At 71.3% G+C, this 17,707-nt stretch carries 13 protein-coding genes and 1 pseudogene; 7 read left to right on the forward strand and 7 right to left on the reverse strand.

The annotated features are described in order from the left end of the window. Positions 1–37 precede the first annotated feature (37 nt). From prpB to HF323_RS14350, 3 genes are all read right to left on the reverse strand, one after another. Entirely contained in the window at positions 38–937 is a 900-nt protein-coding gene (gene prpB / locus HF323_RS14340) for a methylisocitrate lyase (RefSeq protein ID WP_169583518.1), read from the reverse strand. 118 nt (positions 938–1,055) lie between these two features. Next, positions 1,056–2,582: an MmgE/PrpD family protein gene (locus HF323_RS14345; RefSeq protein WP_169583520.1), complete on the reverse strand. Its 1,527-nt coding sequence runs from the start codon at positions 2,580–2,582 to the stop codon at positions 1,056–1,058. 7 nt (positions 2,583–2,589) lie between these two features. Then, entirely contained in the window at positions 2,590–3,216 is a 627-nt protein-coding gene (locus HF323_RS14350; protein WP_169583522.1) for a GntR family transcriptional regulator, read from the reverse strand. 244 nt (positions 3,217–3,460) lie between these two features. Between HF323_RS14350 and HF323_RS14355 the strand changes: the two genes are divergently transcribed. The 4 genes from HF323_RS14355 to HF323_RS14370 are packed head-to-tail and all read left to right on the forward strand — an operon-like array spanning position 3,461 to position 7,012. Next, entirely contained in the window at positions 3,461–4,384 is a 924-nt protein-coding gene (locus tag HF323_RS14355; RefSeq protein ID WP_188241725.1) for an ABC transporter ATP-binding protein, read from the forward strand. Beyond that, positions 4,381–6,000: a polyketide antibiotic transporter gene (locus tag HF323_RS14360; protein ID WP_169583524.1), complete on the forward strand. Its 1,620-nt coding sequence runs from the start codon at positions 4,381–4,383 to the stop codon at positions 5,998–6,000. The genes HF323_RS14355 and HF323_RS14360 overlap by 4 nt, the downstream gene beginning before the upstream one ends. Positions 6,001–6,003: 3 nt before the next feature. Then, positions 6,004–6,471, forward strand: coding sequence for a MarR family transcriptional regulator (locus tag HF323_RS14365; protein WP_317451091.1), 468 nt, complete (start codon positions 6,004–6,006; stop codon positions 6,469–6,471). Between the two features lie 10 nt (positions 6,472–6,481). Beyond that, positions 6,482–7,012, forward strand: a complete 531-nt coding sequence (locus tag HF323_RS14370) for a ribonuclease H (RefSeq protein WP_169583526.1) — start codon at positions 6,482–6,484, stop codon at positions 7,010–7,012. Between the two features lie 120 nt (positions 7,013–7,132). Here the strand turns inward: HF323_RS14370 and HF323_RS14375 are convergent. Then, positions 7,133–7,613: pseudogene (locus tag HF323_RS14375) on the reverse strand (NUDIX domain-containing protein). Between the two features lie 101 nt (positions 7,614–7,714). Then, complete coding sequence (locus HF323_RS14380) at positions 7,715–8,728, reverse strand: aldo/keto reductase family protein (protein ID WP_169583528.1); 1,014 nt, start codon at positions 8,726–8,728, stop codon at positions 7,715–7,717. Positions 8,729–8,858: 130 nt separating this feature from the next. Here HF323_RS14380 and HF323_RS14385 point away from each other — a divergent pair, with 130 nt between their 5' ends. Beyond that, complete coding sequence (locus tag HF323_RS14385; protein ID WP_169583530.1) at positions 8,859–14,408, forward strand: PD40 domain-containing protein; 5,550 nt, start codon at positions 8,859–8,861, stop codon at positions 14,406–14,408. 9 nt (positions 14,409–14,417) lie between these two features. Here the strand turns inward: HF323_RS14385 and rlmN are convergent, their stop codons facing one another. Continuing rightward, positions 14,418–15,662 (reverse strand): 23S rRNA (adenine(2503)-C(2))-methyltransferase RlmN, encoded by a 1,245-nt coding sequence (gene rlmN, locus HF323_RS14390; RefSeq protein ID WP_169583532.1) that lies wholly within the window; start codon positions 15,660–15,662, stop codon positions 14,418–14,420. Positions 15,663–15,763: 101 nt separating this feature from the next. Between rlmN and HF323_RS14395 the strand changes: the two genes are divergently transcribed. Together HF323_RS14395 and HF323_RS14400 are read left to right on the forward strand one after the other, a co-directional pair. Beyond that, positions 15,764–16,639 (forward strand): hypothetical protein, encoded by an 876-nt coding sequence (locus HF323_RS14395; protein WP_169583534.1) that lies wholly within the window; start codon positions 15,764–15,766, stop codon positions 16,637–16,639. 40 nt (positions 16,640–16,679) lie between these two features. Further along, the gene (locus HF323_RS14400) at positions 16,680–17,318 is read left to right on the forward strand and encodes a LysE family translocator (RefSeq protein WP_169583536.1); all 639 of its coding nucleotides are present in this window, start codon (positions 16,680–16,682) and stop codon (positions 17,316–17,318) included. Positions 17,319–17,321: 3 nt separating this feature from the next. Here the strand turns inward: HF323_RS14400 and HF323_RS14405 are convergent, their stop codons facing one another. Next, entirely contained in the window at positions 17,322–17,699 is a 378-nt protein-coding gene (locus tag HF323_RS14405) for a VOC family protein (RefSeq protein WP_169583538.1), read from the reverse strand. Positions 17,700–17,707: the final 8 nt, after the last annotated feature.

Consider the following 17,707-nt stretch of genomic DNA (forward strand, 5'->3'; position numbering starts at 1 on the left):
GACATGTAACGCAAAGTTCGGGACATCGTCAACGTGGTCAGCGGTCGATCGTGAAGGTGAAGACGTCCTGGTCGAAGTGGTTGTACTGCTCGTAGTCGATCAGATCGTAGAGGTCGGCGCGATGCTGCATCTCGCCGAGCTTCGACGTGAGGTGCCCTTCCTCCACGAGGGTGTCCAGTGCTCGGGATGCCGCGCCCATCGCGATCCGCAGCAGCGAGACCGGCCAGATGACGATGTTGACGCCGACGTCGCGCAGCTGATCGACGCTGAACAGGTCGGACTTCCCGAACTCCGTCATGTTGGCGAGGATCGGCACGTCCACCGCGGCGCGGACGGCGGCGAACTCCTCGAGCGAGCGCATCGCCTCGGGGAAGATGGCGTCGGCTCCGGCATCCACCAGCGCCTTCGCGCGGTCGATCGCGGCATCCATCCCCTCCACGGCCCGGATGTCGGTGCGCGCCATGATGAGGAAGTTCGGATCGCGGCGCGCATCGGCGGCGGCCCGGATGCGCTTGATGGCGGTGTCCTCGTCCACGACGGACTTGCCGTCGAGGTGACCGCAGCGCTTCGGGTTGATCTGGTCCTCGATGTGCGTTCCGGCCAGACCCGCGTCCTCGAGCGTCTGGATCGTGCGGGCCACGTTCATCGGCTCGCCGAAGCCGGTGTCGGCGTCGATGATCGCCGGGAGGTCGGTCATGCGGGCGATCTGCTGACCGCGGCCCGCGACCTCGGTGAGGGTCGTGAGGCCGATGTCGGGCAGCCCGAGGTCGGCCGACAGCACGGCGCCCGAGATGTAGACCCCCTCGAACCCCTTGCGCTGGATCAACCGTGCCGACAGCGGATTGAATGCGCCCGGAAACCGCAGGAGTTCGCCCGAGGCGAGGCGCTCACGGAACAGCCGCCGCTTCTCGTGCGCCGGGACGTCGGAGTACAGCATCAGCGGCCTCCCCTGGGTCGCCGTACCGAATCGCGGAGATCCTGCGCGACACGCCGGCCTGCGGCATCCGTCACCGGAATGTCCGCGACGATCTCCGATTCCGTGCTCGGCGAGGTCATCAGAAGAGCCCCTTCGGAGCCGGCGCAGCGGCGAGGACGCCGAACTCGGCGACGATCGTCAGCTGCTGCACCTCTTCGGGGGTGAGCTCGGGCAAACGCTCAGCAAGGCCGAGGAAGCGCTCGATCTCGTCGGCCGTCAGCACCGGCTCGGCGAGCATGCGGAACTTCCGCACGTAGTCCTCTCGCGCGAACGGCCGCGCGCCGAGCGGGTGCGCGTCGGCGACAGCGATCTCGTCCTCGATCGTCTCGCCGTTCGCGAGACGGATGACGACGCGGCCGCCGAACGCCTTCTCGTTCGGGTCCTCCGAGTGGTAGCGGCGCGTCCACTCGGCGTCCTCGGCCGTCGTGATCTTCTGCCACAGCGCGACGGTGTCCGGGCGGCCGGCGCGCTCCGGGGTGTAGGAGTCGACGTGGTGCCAGCCGCCGTCCTGCAGCGCGACGGCGAAGATGTACGGGATCGAGTGGTCGAGGGTCTCGCGCGACGCGGTGGGGTCGTACTTCTGCGGGTCGTTCGCGCCCGACCCGATGACGTAGTGGGTGTGGTGCGACGTGTGCAGCACGATCGACTCGACGTTCGCGGGGTCGACGAGTTCGGGGTGCTCGCTGTTGAGACGGCGCGCCAGGTCGATCCACGCCTGCGCCTGGTACTCGGCCGAGTGCTCCTTCGTGTAGGAGTCGAGGATGCCGCGCTTCGGCTCGCCCGCGGCGGGGAGCGGCACGTCGTACGAGGCATCCGGACCATCGAGCATCCATGCCACGACGCCGTCCTCGCCCTCATAGATCGGCGAGGGAGAGGTCTCGCCGCGCATCGCACGGTCGACGGCCTCGACCGCCATCTTGCCGGCGAAGGCGGGGGCGTGGGCCTTCCAGGTCGAGATCTCGCCCTTGCGCGACTGGCGCGTGGCGGTGGTGGTGTGCAGCGCCTGTCCGACGGCCTGGTAGATCGTCTCGACGTCGAGCCCGAGCAGCGTGCCGATGCCGGCAGCGGCCGACGGACCGAGGTGGGCGACGTGGTCGATCTTGTGCTTGTGCAGGCAGATGGCGCGCACGAGGTCGATCTGGATCTCGTACCCCGTCGCGAGGCCGCGCACCAGCGCCGCGCCGTCGGCTCCGACGTGCTGGGCCACCGCGAGGATCGGCGGGATGTTGTCACCGGGGTGCGAGTAGTCGGCAGCGAGGAACGTGTCGTGGTAGTCCAGCTCGCGCACGGCGACGCCGTTGGCCCACGCCGCCCACTCGGGCGAGGTCTTGCGGTCGAGAGCGCACCCGAACACGGTCGCGCCGTTGCCTCCGACCGACACGGCGTGGTCGAGGGCCTGCTGGCGGGCCGCGCTCACGGGCGCGCGGGTGAGGGATGCCGCAGCCACCGCCGCGTTGTCGATGACGCGGTTGATGATCATGTCGACGACGTCGGGCTCGACCTCGACCGGGTCGGCGGCGACCTCGGCGATGTGCCAGGCGAGCTGTCCCTCGCGAGCGAGGTTCTCGTCGCTGCGGTGGACGCGGAGGTGGTGGATGACGGTCATGATCGTCCTAACTCAGGGATTCCAGGATGTTCGAGAGCGCGTTGTGCAGGTGCACGTGCGTCGCGTGCGCGGCCAGGTCGGCGTCGCGCGCGGCGATCGCGGACGCGATCAGGCGGTGCTCGGCGACGGAGGCCGCGAGCCGGTCGGGATTGTCGCGCGCGAGGCGTCTCACGCGACCCAGGTGGGTGCGCACGCCGCGCAGGGCGGACGTGAGGTAGTCGTTCGAGACGGCCTCGTCGAGCTGACGGTCGAAGCGCGCGATGAGCGAGTAGTAGGCGTCGAGCCCGTCGGCCCCGATCACGTCGGCGGTCGCGAACTCGCGCGCGAGGTCGGCGAACGCGCCGGCATCGCCCCGTTCGGCGGCCAGGCGCGCGGCGGTCTCCTCGAGGGCGCGGCGGACCTCGAAGATCTCGCGGATGTCGCCGGCGTCGATCGGAGTGACAACGGTCACGCGCGGAGACTGCTGTGCGACGAGTCCGTCGGCCGCGAGGCGCCCGAGCGCTTCCCGCAGCGGAGTGCGGCTCACCCCCAGCCGAGCGGCCTGCTCGACCTCGCCGAGGACCGCGCCGGGGGGCAGCGCGCCCTCCTGGATCTCGTCGAGAAGGGTCGCGTAGGCGCGATCGCTGGCTCGCATCCGTCGCACCTCCTCGTTCTGAACCTCGGCCATTGTATACACAAGCCCCCGTTTTGGCCACTTGATCACCTCAACCTGGCTACGGCGTATACATACGGAGCGCAGTCACGGGATACGGCGACCATCGCACCTTTCCCGCCTGCTCCAGTAGCACCGGCGATCGCCGGGGGGCGGCCGACTCCGGCCGCAAAGATTCCCGGTAGGAATATTCACAAAATCATGAAATCAGCGTAGCGTCCGCTGTATGACCCTCGTGATCCGCACCGCCGCCCTCACCAAGCACTACGGCCGCGTCCACGCCCTCGACGGGCTCCACCTCGAGGTGGGCGAAGGACAGGTCCACGGCTTCCTCGGGCCGAACGGCGCCGGGAAGTCGACGACGATCCGCGTACTGCTCGGTCTCGCCCGCAAGACCGGCGGCGAGGCATCCGTCTTCGGCGGCGACCCGTGGCGAGACGCGGTCGACCTGCACCGGCGCATCGCCTCCGTCCCCGGCGACGTGAGTGTGTGGCCGAACCTCTCGGGCGGTGAGGCGATCGACCTCATGGCGCGGCTGCGCGGGGCATCCCGTCACGACGCCGTCTATCGCGCCGAGAAGGACCGGCTGTGCGACGCGTTCCAATTCGATCCGCGCAAGAAGGGACGCGCCTACTCGAAGGGCAACAGACAGAAAGTGGCGCTCATCGCCGCCTTCGCGGTGCCCGCCGACCTGTACATCCTCGACGAGCCGACGAGCGGCCTGGACCCGCTCATGGAGGTCATGTTCCGCCGCGAGATCGCCCGCGTGCGGGAGGCCGGCGCCACCGTCCTGCTGTCGAGCCACATCCTGTCCGAGGTCGAGCAGCTGTGCGATCGCGTCTCGATCATCCGCGCCGGCAAGGTGGTCGAGTCCGGCACCCTGGCGGAGCTCCGTCATCTGACGCGCACCGAGATCTCGTTCGAGGGGACGGATGCCTCGGCGGCCGCCGGCATCGCCGGCGCACACGACGTCACGGCGGAAGAAGGGCGCGTGAGGTTCACGGTCGACAGCGACGCGGTCGCCGGCGCGCTGCCCGGCCTCGCGGCGCGCGGGGTGGCCGGGCTGCGGGTCGCCCCGCCCTCGCTCGAGGAGCTCTTCCTGCGTCACTACGGCGACGACCTCGCGGCGATGGAGGGCAACGGACGATGATCCGATTCCTCGCTCTCATCGGCCAGCGCGTGCGACGCGATTGGCTGCAAGTGCTGCTGTGGACGGTGGGCACGGCGCTCCTCGCGTACTCCTCGTACATCGGTGTCGCCGATGCGTACGGCACCGAGCGGGACCGCACCTCCCTGCTCGCCGCGGCTCTCGCCAACCCCGTGATCCTGCTCTTCCGCGGACTGCCCTCGGGCGCCGACGAGGGCGCGTTCATGGTGTTCCTGATCTTCCCGTGGCTCGCGATGCTCGCGGCCTTCATGAGCACCTTCCTGGCCGTGCGGCACACTCGGGGCGACGAAGAGGCCGGCCGCGCCGAACTGATCTCGGCGACTCCCGCCGGGCGCAGTCTGCCGATCATCGCCACCGCGACCCACGGCCTCCTGGCGAACCTCCTGCTGAGCGCGCTGACGGCCGGCGCCTTCCTCGCGGCCGGTCTCGACGCCGAAGGCGCCCTCCTGACGGGACTGGCGGCGGGCGGCGTGGGCGTGGTCTTCCTCGGTGTCGGGCTGTTCGCGGCGCAGCTGATGCGCACCTCCCGCGGGGCGAACAGCGTCGCGGTGTGGACCACCGTCACGACCTTCGTGATCGCCGGGATCGGCAACGCGATCGGCACGCCGAGCGACGACCTCACGCGCATGGAGAGCTCGTGGCTCACATGGCTGTCGCCGTTCGGCTGGGGCGAGAACACGCGCGCGTTCGACGAGAACTCGTGGTGGCCCGCGCTGCTCTGCGCGGTGGTGGGTCTCGCGCTCGCCGTCACGTCGATCGCGCTGGCGTCGCTCCGAGACCTCGGAGGCAGCTTCATCCCGGAGCGGACAGGGCGTGCCGAGGCATCCGCCGCCCTCTCCTCACCGCTGGGACTCACGTGGCGACTCACGCGGGGTGCCGTGGCGGGCTGGGCCGTCGGCGGGCTGCTGACGGGAATCCTCTCGACGTCGCTCGCCTCGATCGTGGAGGAGGTCGGGGCCGCCAACCCCGCCGTCGAGGAGATCCTGCGGCAGATCTCCGGTGAGGGCAGCATCGAGCAGGGCACGGTCACCACGTTCTTCACGATGCTCGGGGTGCTGGCGGCGTGCTGCGCGGTGCAGGTCGTCTGCCGCGCTCGACAGGAGGAGGCGCATGGCACGGCGGAGCCGGTGCTGTCCGCTCCGGTCGGCCGGGTGCGCTGGCTCGCCGACTACCTCGTCGTCGCGCTCGTCGGCATCGTGCTGGTGGTCGGGGCGGCCGTCGGCGGAGCGGCGCTCGGCATCGCCGGGCAGGCGGGAGAGTGGGAGCTCATGCGCACGGTCGCGATCACGGCCGCAGGGCAGGTCGCCGCGGCATCCGTGTTCCTGGTCGTCACGGCCCTCGCCTTCGTGCTCGTACCCCGTCTCACGATCCCGCTGGGCTGGACGCTCGTGCTGGTGGCGATGGTGCTGGGTCTCTTCGGTCCGCTGTTCCAGTTCCCGGACTGGCTCGTGCACCTGTCGCCGATCGCGGTGACGCCGCAGGTCGACGGGGACGCCGTCGACCTTCGCGGGCTGTGGTGGCTGCTGCTCGCGACCGGAGTGGGCGCGGCGGGGTCGCTCGCCCTCATGCGGCGGCGCGAGCTGACGGCGGCGGGATAGGCCGTGGCAGATCACCCCGGGCTGGGCGCGGCCGAGCAGGCCGCGGCGATGCTGACGACGGCGGGCATGGCGCGCATGCCGGCTCGCGTCATGATGGCGCTGGTCGGCTCCCCCGACGACGGCTACACCGCGGCCGAGCTCGCCGACCGACTCGGCGTCTCGCCCGCGGCCGTTTCCGGCGCGGTGCGGTACCTCGTGTCGATGCGGATCATTCAGCGGGTGTCGCGCCCCGGCGAGCGCCGCGACCGCTACGACCTCGTCGACGACGCGTGGTCGGGCATGATCACTGCGAACGCGCCGATGTACGCCGCGCTGGCGGCGGCGATGGAGGCGATCGCCGATGAGAACACGGATGCCCCGGCATCCGTCGCCCGCGCCCGCGATGTCGCCGACTTCCTGCGGTACCTCGCCGAGCGGATGCCGCGGCTGGCCGACGAGTGGCGAGCGGAGAGAGCCGGCGAGCGCGGGTAGCCTTGCCCGAGTGACTGACGCCTCCCCCTACATCGTGGCCACCGACGGCGCCTGCAAGGGCAACCCCGGACCGACAGGCTGGGCGTGGGTCGGCGAGGACGGGCACTGGGCCGCCGGCTCGATCCCCGTCGGCACGAACAACGTCGGCGAGCTGATGGGGCTGCTGAAGGCGATCGAGGACCACCGCGACGTCGAGCACCTCGTCGTCCAGGCTGACTCGAAGTACGCCATCGACACCTACACGAAGTGGATGGACGGGCACCGCCGCCGCGGTTGGAAGACGTCGACGGGCGCGCCGACGAAGAACGTCGACCTGCTCGAGCAGCTCATCACGGCGCGCGACGCGCGGCGTGCGGCCGGACTTCCCGATGTCGTGCTCGAGCACGTGCGCGGGCACTCCGGCCACGTGCTCAACGCGTGGGCCGACGAGCGCGCGGTGCGGGCGTCCGAGCACGCGGCGAAGGGCATCACGAGCGCATGGTCGTCGCTCGGCGCGCAGGAGCGCATCGATGTCTCGGTCGCGCCGAAGAACGGACGGTGAGCGGATGCCTCGGCCGAGGCCTCCGGTGAGCCGACGCGTTTCGTCTCGTCGCTTCGCTCCTCGCTCAACGACCGAGGACTGTGCCCGGTCGCTGCGCGAGCGGAGCGAGACGAAACGCGCTCAGCGAGCGGCCTCCGCGAGGCGCTGCTCCAGTGCGTCGAGGGCGGGGCGCTGCCCTTTCACGAGCTTCTCCCGGGCGTCGGGCAGGGGCATCCACTCGGCCCTGTCGACCTCGGGGAACGACCCGGTGCGCCCCGAGCGCGGCGGCCACTCCATCTCGAACTCGCCGAAGGTGAACTCGGTCGCCTCGAACGCGAGCGCCGTCGACGACGAACACCGTGATGCGCTTGCCCGAGGAATACGACCATGTGCCGAGTTCGGCGTAGGGCTCGCCCGGCGGAGCGACGCCGAGCTCCTCCTCGAACTCTCGCAGCGCGGCGTCGAGCGCGGCCTCCGCGTCGGGGTCGTACTCCCCCTTGGGAACCGACCAGGCGCCTTCGTCCTTGGCTGCCCAGTACGGGCCGCCCATATGGGCGATGAAGACCTCGGGCGCGGCATCCGTCACCCGATACAGGAGGAGCCCCGCACTGTGGACCGGCATGGCGGCTCCCTTCTGCGTCGCGGAGGAGATCTGCGCTTTCGCGGACCGATCGGCGCGATCCGATCCGAGGTTACGCAGATCTCCTCTCCCCGTGCAGCGCGTCAGGCCGGACGCGACTTCGGCGAGACCTCGTAGGTCTTCCCGGCGTCGCTCTCGACGACGCCGGTGAGCGCGGTGTCGATCGCGGCCATCGTGTCGGCGTCGAGCGTGACGCCTGAGGCCTTGACGGTGTCGGCGAGCTGCTCGGGACGGGATGCCCCCACGAGAGCCGCGGCGACGTTCTTGTTCTGCAGCACCCACGCGATCGCGAGCTGCGGCATCGTGAGTCCGGCCTGCTCGGCGATGGGCTTGAGCCGCTGCACAGCCTCGAGCACGTCGTCGCGCAGGAAGCTCTTGATGAAGTTCGCGCCGCTCTTCTCGTCGGTCGCGCGCGAGCCCTCGGGCAGCGGGTGACCGGGCAGGTACTTTCCGCTCAGCACGCCCTGCGCCATCGGCGACCACACGATCTGCGAGATGCCGAGCTCTTCCGACGTGGGCACGACCTTGCCCTCGATGACACGCCAGAGCATCGAGTACTGCGGCTGGTTCGAGATCAGCTGGATGCCGTGGCTCTTGGCGAGCGCGTGCCCCTCGCGCAGCTGCTCGGCGGTCCACTCCGAGACGCCGATGTACAGAGCCTTGCCCTGGCGGACGATGTCGGCGAACGCCTGGAAGGTCTCCTCGATCGGCGTCTCGTAGTCGTAGCGGTGCGCCTGGTAGAGGTCGACGTAGTCGGTGCCGAGGCGCTGCAGCGAGCCGTTGATCGACTCCATGATGTGCTTGCGGCTGAGTCCGGTGTCGTTGGGGCCTTTGGGTCCGGTCGGCCAGTAGACCTTCGTGAAGATCTCGAGCGACTCGCGGCGCTGACCCTCGAGCGCCTTGCCGAGAACCGTCTCGGCAGCCGTGTTGGCGTACGTGTCGGCGGTGTCGAACGTCGTGATCCCCGCGTCGAGCGCTGCGTGGACGGTGGCGACCGCGGCGGTGTCATCCACCTGCGACCCGTGCGTCACCCAGTTGCCGTAGGTGATCTCCGAGACCTTGAGACCGCTGTTGCCGAGATACCGATGATTGACCATCCTTCAACGCTAGTGCGGTGACGGATGCCTCGGCCCGGCATGGCGCAGGAGCCCCGGCAATGCGATAGTTGCTTGACACGACATCGGTCTCACCGTTCTGGGCCGGCGTGACCTCATAGGGAAGCTGTACATGGGAGCGCGCGCAAACGCGAACCTCATCGACCGCGGGCCCGCCGCGGATGCGGAGCGGCCCGCTGATCGGCGTGCCCGCCGCACGCTCTCCCACGCGGTGATCGCGGGCCTCATCGCGACCGGCCTGGCCTGGTCGCCCGCGGCGCCGGCGAGCGCCGAAGCGATCGCGGCACCCGAGTTCGAGTATGCCGCCGGATCGGATGTGTACCTGGTATCCCGCACCGATCGCGGCGAATCCGGCGACCCCTCCCTCTCGACCGACGGCCAGAGCGTGGCCTACGTGTCCACGGCGGCCGACCTGGCGGCGCTCACCCGTCCGGGCGTGCCCAACGTGTTCCTCGCGACGGCGGCCTCCGGGTCCCGCGACCCGTTCTCCGGCGCGCCCGAGCTCGTCAGCCGTCCCGACCGCTCCCTTGCGCAGGTCTCCGCCGACGGCATGAGTCACTCTCCTGCGGTGAGCGGGGACGGGCGCTACGTGGCCTTCGTCAGCCGCGCCCGCAACCTCGTTCCGGAGCAGGGTCCTTCCGACCACGCCGGCGTCTTCGTGCGCGACACCGTCGAGGAGACGACGCTGCGCCTCGACGCCGGCGTCGAGCCCGACGGCGCGTCGGCCGATCCCGACATCACCGAAGACGGACGTTTCGTGGTCTTCGAGTCGGATGCCACCAACCTCTCGGCGGGCGACACCAACGGCGCCACCGACGTCTTCGTGGCCGACCTGGATGCGAACGCCGACGGGACCCGCGGCGACGTCTCGGTCACGCGCGTGCTGCCCGGACGCAGCGTGCCGGGGGGCCTCGGAGAGCCGGCGATCAGCGGCGACGGCGAGTGGATCGTCGTCACGGCCCGCGTCGCCGACCCGGCGGCCGCCTCGCCACGCGCTTCGACCGCTCCGAACCTGTTCCGGATCCACCGCGCCACCGGTCGGGCGGAGCCGGTGCTGACCGGCGCGCGAACGGGAGCCGTCGACGCGACCGGCGGGTTCATCGCCGCCCGCGTCGAGGATTGCGGCGGATCACCCGCGATCGTCGGCGCGATGCTCGATCGGCATGGGCGGTGGGTCGTCGCCGCTGTCGACGAATCGGCGGCGACCGTCACCGACGCGTCGGCGCCCGCCATCTCGGCGGACGGGTCGACGATCGTGTACGCCGGCATCCGGGATGCCGACGCGGGCGAGGTCTCGGCGAACGTGCCGAGCGAGGATCTGGTCGTTCGGTCGTCGGAGATGCGATGGACGGATGCCGCGCCTGCCGGCGCGGAGTGCGCGACGAGCGGCGAGGCGAGCGTGGTCGTCGGACCGGGCGAGTCGGCGAGCGTGTCCGCATCGGGACGCACCGTCGCCGTTGCGGGTCCCGGCGACATGAGCGCTGCCGCGCGCTCGGTCACCGCCATCGACCTCCACACGCACGAGGGTCTGTCGGTCACCAATGCGATACGCGAAGCGCCCGTGCCCGGATATGTCACTGGTGCCGCGATCGCCGACATCCCCGCCGAGGCGCTGGAGCGCGATGCGCACGAGCTCGCCAGGCTTCCCCTGGCGCGGCTCGAGGGCACCGACCTCTCCGAACTCGGCCCCGCCCTGCATGATCTGCCGCTGGATCGACTGCCGCTGGGCGACGCGTCGATCTCCGACCTGCCGATCTCGCGAGCCGACCTGCCCGGCGGATGGGATGCTCTTCTCGCCGATTCGCCGTTCGCGGACGACGTGGCGGCCCACGTGACCCTTCGCGACGTCATGGAGTGGGCAGCGGAGGCCGACGCCGGTTCGGGGTCCTCCGAGGAATCGGCGCAGGCGGCGGTGCTCGGGCTTCGCCTCGGCGACCTCGCGCTCGCCGGCACTCCGGTGGGCTCGCTGTCGCTGGCGTCGTTGCTGCTGGGCGACGTGCCGCTCGCCGATCTTCCGATCGATGGGTCGGGCGACGTGCTCGCCCGCTGGGAGCGCGCGGCGGCGGCACAGGGCATCGAGCTCGAGCTTTCCGAGGAGACGAGCCTGGTCGAGGTCGATTCGGCCGGGATGGACCTCGGCGCGGTGGGACTCGCAGACGTCGCCTTCGTCTCGCGCGCGGTCGGCGAGCGCGGCGAAACACCGTCACCGCAGGGCACGCCCACTCCGGAGTCCACGCCGACACCCGAGCCCACCCCGACATCGACCCCGACACCGACGGCCACCCCGGCACCGAAGGCGACCCCCGCGCCCATCGTCACCCCGAACCCCCATGCCTCCACGTCACCCGAACCGCAGACGGTGGGTGCGGCACTGCTGTCGCTGGTCGGTTCGACCGGCGTCCCCTGGGAGGCGTTCGACCCCGCGCTGCTGCCGGCGGACGCGGCGACCGAGGATTCGACCGGGAGCAGCTGCGAGGGAGCAGCCTGTGGCCGGACCGCGAGCTTCCGCTTCGCCCTCGACCCGGGGCCGGGTGAGGCGGTTCGGTTCCCGGATGCCGTGGCATCCGTTCGACTGCCCGCAGTGACGGCTCCCACGTCGGTCCGGGTCGCGGAGGCCGGTCCGGAGTCGACCATCGTCGAAGGACCGTACGAGGGCACGATCGACGTCGACGGATCGGTCGTCCGGCTGCCCTTGGACGACGCGATCGCCGGCACGGTCCGCTCGGTCTCCATCGACTACACCGCCAGCCGCGGTCTGGGCGCGTGGGCGCTCTCGGCCACGCTCTCCGCAGGGCAGGGGGTGGCGCGGGACGTCGTATCGACGGCCGATCTGCCCGTGGCCGGCGAGACCGGCACCGAGGACGACCGTGCCCCCGAGACGGAGATCGACTCTGCGCCCCTGCTCGTCGAGGCGACCGTGCGCTACGGCGCTTTCGACTCCGATGCGACCGCGGCGACCGAGGAGACGTCCGCCGACGAGCAGTGGTACCGCGTGGCGCCGCCGCAGCCGGGGAAGCGACTGACCGTCGCGGTGCGATCGTCGGCGCATCCGCTCGCCGTCACCCTGTGGGAGCCCGTCTCCGCGACGACGCCGCTGGGCGTGCCGGTCACGCGCGACACCGCGATCACGCCCGTTCCCGGCGGCGCGCAGGCGATCGGCTCGGGCTTTCCCGCCGTGGAGGGATACGACCTCGTGGACCACGCCGAGGCGGGCGCCGGCGAGTCAGCCACGGTCGGTGGTCGCTGGAGCGACGCCGACAGCGACGCCCCGTGGCTCGTGCGGGTCACCCGCACCGCCGGTGCGACAGAGGCCGGTCGCTACGGCATCCACGTCCAGACCCGCACCGAGCCGGTCGCCCCCCGGTGCGCGCCGTGGGTTCCGCCCGCTCCCGCCATCCCCGACGACGGAGGCTTCTACGATCCGTTCGCGCCGGTGGACCCCTACGCCCCGATCGATCCCTTCGCCCCGCTCGATCCGTTCGACCCCTTCGGCCTCGACATCGCACAGACCCCGGCGCTGCCGACGAGCGACGAAGTGACGTCCTCGACGAACACGGTCTTCCTCACCGACCTCACCCGCATGCGCGACCTCCACGGCGCGGAGGCGGTGGACGAGGTGCTCACCGCGATCCGGGCACTCGACGGCACCGGCGTCGTCGGCGAGGACTCGGTGAGCGGAGCCGTTCTCACGGTCGAGACCGACCCCGCCGTCGCATCCGCCCGCGCGTCGCTCGACGCGGACCCGTGCTCGGTCGCCGCTCGCCAGGAGCTGGTGGCCGCCATCAACCGCTATGTCGAGTCGGCCATCGGCTCGCAGCGGCAGGCCGTCTCGGCGATCGTCATCGTCGGCGGCGACGACGTGATCCCCCACGCGCCCATTCCTCAGGACGACGCGGTCGCCGAGCGCGCTCACGCCGCGGCGCTTCGCCTGCCCGCGTCACAGGGCACCTGCTCGGCGGCGACGACGGCCGGAGCCGTCGACCCGTGCGCCACGCCGTACGCGGCGATCACGGCCGGGTCGTTCCTCCTCAGCGACGACCCGTACGCGCTGCCCGACGCGTACCCGGCGCTGGGTGGCCACCTTTATGTCCCGACGGTGGGGATCGGACGCCTGGTCGACACCCCCGATGAGATCCGTGCGCAGCTCGACCGCTTCCGGCGCGCCGACGGCATCCTGAAGGCGGACTCGCTTCTCGCGGGCGGCTACGGCCCGTGGTCGGACCTGCCCGACGCGATGAGCGCCGCGCTCAGCTGGCGGACGGGCCGAGGGGACGTGCTGCTCGAATCGGCCTGGACCGCGGAGGACGTCGAGGCGGCGCTGTCGCCGGAGGCGGGAGCCGGTGCCCCCGGGATCATCTCGCTCAACGGCGTCGGCGACGAGCGCAGGATGCTTCCCGGAGCCGCGTTCGCGGATGACGGCGAGAGTGCGGGCGATCCCCTGGAGGCGGAGGCGTACCGGTCGAGCCTCGACATCGGCGAGGGGCTGGACGAGACCGCCGCCGACGGGCCGTTCGACGGAGCGCTCGTGCTGTCGCTCGGATGCCACGGGGGAATCCACCTTCCCGACTCGGTCTACGGCGATAGGGCTCACTGGGTCGACTCGTTCGCCGCGGCCGGCGGGTTCATCGGCAACACCGGCTGTGGTCTCGCGGACGAGACCACGCTGGCGCTCAGCGAGCGGCTGATGGCGGTCTACGCAGACTGGATCGGGGTCAGCGCTGCGGATGGCCCGGTGTCGGCCGGCGCCGCGCTCGCGTACGCCAAGCAGTCCTCTCTCGCGGGTTCGCCGCACCACACCGCGTTCGATGCGACGGCCACGATGCAGGCGGTCTTCTATGGCGTGCCGCTGTACACGTTCGAGGATTCGACGAAGGAGCCCCCGTTGCCACCACCGGCGAGCGACAGCGCCGCCGAAGCTGTCGAGGGACCTGTCACGGCGACGCTCGCTCCCTCCCTGGCGACGGTGACGCGTACCGATTCGTCGGGCGCGGCCCGGGCTTTCGTCACCGCGGATGGCGGCCTCCCGCTGAGCGTGCCCGGTCAGGCGCTGCTGCCCTCGGTCATCCGCACCGTGCCGTCGACGGATGCCTCGGGCGCGGTCCCCCGCGGCGTTCTCGTCACCGCACTGAGCTCGCGCTGGAGCGATGTGGCCCGTCCCGCCGTGGCGGTGCCGACGTCCGGCGGCGGCGTTCCGCCCGTGGCGGGGGATGCCCCGGCATCCCCTTCCGCTCTCGTCGCCCTCACCCGGCTCACCGGTCCCGACGGTCCGGCGACGCTGCTGGTGGCCACGGCGGCGCGGGTGCCGGCCAACACGGACGCCGGTATCGAGGTCTTCCCCGAGATGGACGTGGAGGTGCTCTACGGCGACGCCGGCGACATCCTCCCGCCGGTCATCGGCGACGTCGGCGCGGGTGACGAGTTCCGCGTCACCGTCGAAGACCCCTCGTCGTCGGGCAGCATCGTCCGCGCACTCCTGCTGATCCAGCCGGCCAAGGACGCCCGCGACGGCGACGTCCGCCCGTGGGAGGCTGTGGAGCTGCGCTCGGCCGGCGACCAGTGGTCGGCGGACGTCTCGGACGAGACCGACGGGCCCTACCGCTGGATCCTCCAGGTCGTCGATGCCGGGGGGAACGTGACGACAGCGGTCGGCGAGTCGGACTGACGGCGGTCGTCAGACCTCGAGCGGAGTGGCCGCGGCGACCGCCTCGTCGTCCTCGGTGGCGACGAGCTGGCCGCACGCGCCGTCGATCTCCTTGCCACGGGTGTCGCGGAGGGTCGTCGGCACGCCGGCGTCGTTGAGGCGCCGCACGAACTCGTTCTGCACGTCGATCTCGGACGCGGTCCAGATGGAGCCCGGTGTGGGGTTGAGCGGGATCGGGTTGACGTGCACCCAGCCGCGGCCGCGCGCATTGAGCTTCTCGGCCAGCAGATCGGCGCGCCACGCGTGGTCGTTCATGTCCTTGATGAGCGCGTACTCGATCGAGACGCGGCGACCGGTCTTGTCGAAGTACGCGCGCGCGGCGTCGAGCGCCTCGTCGACCTTCCAGCGGGAGTTCACGGGGATGAGCTCGTCGCGGAGCCGGTCGTCGGGGGCGTGGAGCGACAGCGCGAACGTGACGGGGATGTCCTCGTTCGCGAGCTTCGTGATGGCCGGCACGAGACCGACGGTCGAGACCGTGATGCCGCGGGCGCTCATGCCGAGCCCGTGCTCCTTGTCGGTCATCACGCGGACCGCCTGCATCACGCGGGCATAGTTGGCCAGCGGCTCGCCCATGCCCATGAAGACGATGTTCGACACGCGCTCCGCCGAATGATCGGTCTTCTTCTTGCCGCCGAGGTGGCCGTCGGCGATGAGCCGATTGGCGCGCACGACCTGCTCGACGATCTCGGCGGCCGACATGTTGCGCGTGAGCCCGGCCTGGCCGGTCGCACAGAAGGGGCAGTTCATGCCGCAGCCGGCCTGCGACGAGACGCACAGCGTGATGCGTCCCGGGTAGCGCATGAGCACCGACTCGACGAGCGCGCCGTCGTGCAGCTTCCACAGGAACTTGATCGTGTCGCCTCGGTCGGTCTCGAGGCGTCGCACCTCGGTGAGGAGGGCCGGCAGCATGCCGTGCACGAACTCCTCGCGGCCCGCGGCCGGGAGGTCGGTCATGTCGGCGGGGTCGTGGGTCCAGTGCTGGAAGTAGTGCTTCTCGAGCTGCTTCGCGCGGAAGCCGGGGAGGCCCAGCTCCTTCACCTTCGCGACGCGCTCGTCGGGCGTCAGATCCGCGAGGTGCACGGGCGGCTTGCCGCGCTTCGGCGAGGCGAACTGCAGGAGCGGGCGGCCCTCGGCGTCCTTCTGCTGCGTCCAGCCCTCGGTCGCGGGACGCACCTGTCGGGGCTTCGTGGCGCGCACGGGCGGCTGGGTGCTCATGGTTCGAGCGTAGGGGACCCACCTGAACGCCACCCGGACTACCGTGGTGCACATGGGCGCGATGACGCGCGCCGTCGCCTCGCCTGCGAGGGGGCGCTGAGATGGATGCCGCGGACCGGGCGGAACTCGATCGCCTGCGCCGGCGGGCGTTCGACCGCGCCCCCGACATCGACGCCGACCCCGAGGCCCTCGCGCGCCTGATCGCGCTGGAGGAGCGCGTGCGCCATGAGCACGCCGTCGCCGATCTCCCCGCCGAAGCGACGGACGAGGAGCCCGGGTCCGCCGACGACACGGTCCGGCCGCGGGCATCCGATCCCCCGCCCGCTCCGCCGGGACCGTCTCGTTCCGCAGCCGCCGCTGAACCCGGCGCCACCGGGACCCGCGCCGCGGGACCCGCGCCTTCCGCGACGCCTCCGCCCCGCCGCACGATCCTCACGCTCGCCGCGGGTCTCGCCATCGTCGTCGCGGTCACGGCGTGGGCGGCCGCCGTGACGGTCCCGCCACCGGCCGCCGCGCCGACCCCTTCCGTCACGCGCGTGCCCATGGAGGGCCGTGAGGCGTTCTCCTTCGCGCAGGACTCGACCGCGGTGCCCCTTCTGCAGGTGCCGCTCGACGGCTCCTTCGGGACGTACATCAATCTCCCCAGCACCGCGTACGTGCCGGAGTTCCCCACGAGCGGCGAGGTGGACTGGGCCTACCCGCTCGGCGAGTACTACGGGTGGGACCTGTGGATCGCAGGCGCCGCCGGGCTCATCCAGCGGGAGCACTGCATCCTCGTCGAGCGCGGTCCGCTGCGCCGTGCCCGCTGCGTGCCGGCCTCTCTGCGGGGCAACGCCGCGCTGATCGTCTCGGTGCCCTACACCTACGTCGCTCCTGCCGATCGACCGGGCGCGCTCGGACCGAACGATCGCCTCGGCTTCTGGTGGCACGATGACGACTCGGTCGACATCCTGATCGGCGCGGCGCTCCCGCGCTGACACGGCGGCGGGTTCCGGATGCCGGGACTATCGTGTCCTCGTGGTCCCTCCCGAGAACCTCCTCGCCTTCACCCTTGCGGCCCTCGTGCTCATCGTGATCCCGGGGCCGAGCGTGCTCTTCACGATCGGCAGGGCGCTCGCGCTGGGACGCATCGGCGGCCTTCTCAGCGTGCTCGGCAACGCCCTCGGCCTCCTGCCGGTCATCGGCCTCGTCGCCCTGGGCGTGGGCGGCTTCGTGGCGCAGTCGGTCGTGCTGTTCACGATCGTGAAGGTCGCGGGTGCCGGGTACCTGATGTACCTCGGGGTGCAGGCCATCCGTCACCGCTACCGCGCAGCGGAAGCGGCCGACGGCGGCGCCGCCCCGCGATCGGCCTGGCGTCAGCTCGGCGAGGGATTCATCGTCGGCGTCACCAATCCGAAGACCATCGCCTTCTTCGTGGCCGTGCTGCCTCAGTTCGTCGACCTGTCGGCCGGCGCCGTACCGCTGCAGATGATCCAGCTCGGCCTGGTCTTCTTCGTGATCGCCCTCATCTCGGACGGCATCTGGGCTCTCGCGGCGGCGGGAGCCCGCTCGTGGTTCGGGCGGTCGCCGCGGCGCATCGCGCGCCTCTCGGCCACCGGAGGCGGCTTGATGATCGGGCTCGGCGGCATCCTCCTCTTCACCGGCGGAGAACACTGAGGATCAGTCAGGCGATCCGGATGCCTCGACCCCGAGGTTGACCAGGTTGCCGTCAGGATCCCGCACCTGCGCCACGCGCTCGCCCCACGGTGTGTCGCCGGGCACCTGGACCGTGTCGCCCCCGACCGTCATCCAGCGGGCGTACGCTGCGTCGACGTCGTCGACGTAGAACCACAGAGCGATCCGCCCGTCGGCCGCCGGCGCAGACGGATCCCGGCCGATCCCCAGCGACGCCTCGCCGATGGCGAGCGAGACGTAGTCATCCTGATCGGCGCTTCCGAACCGGTACGTCACGCGAGCGTGCAGCGCGCGCTCGTAGAAGCTCACGAGCCTCGGCAGGTCTCGCGAAACCAGGATCGGGAAGAGGCTCCGCACCGCCATGCGGTCAC

This window comes from Microbacterium sp. MF43 (assembly GCF_012847295.1).
Taxonomy (GTDB): Bacteria; Actinomycetota; Actinomycetes; order Actinomycetales; family Microbacteriaceae; genus Microbacterium.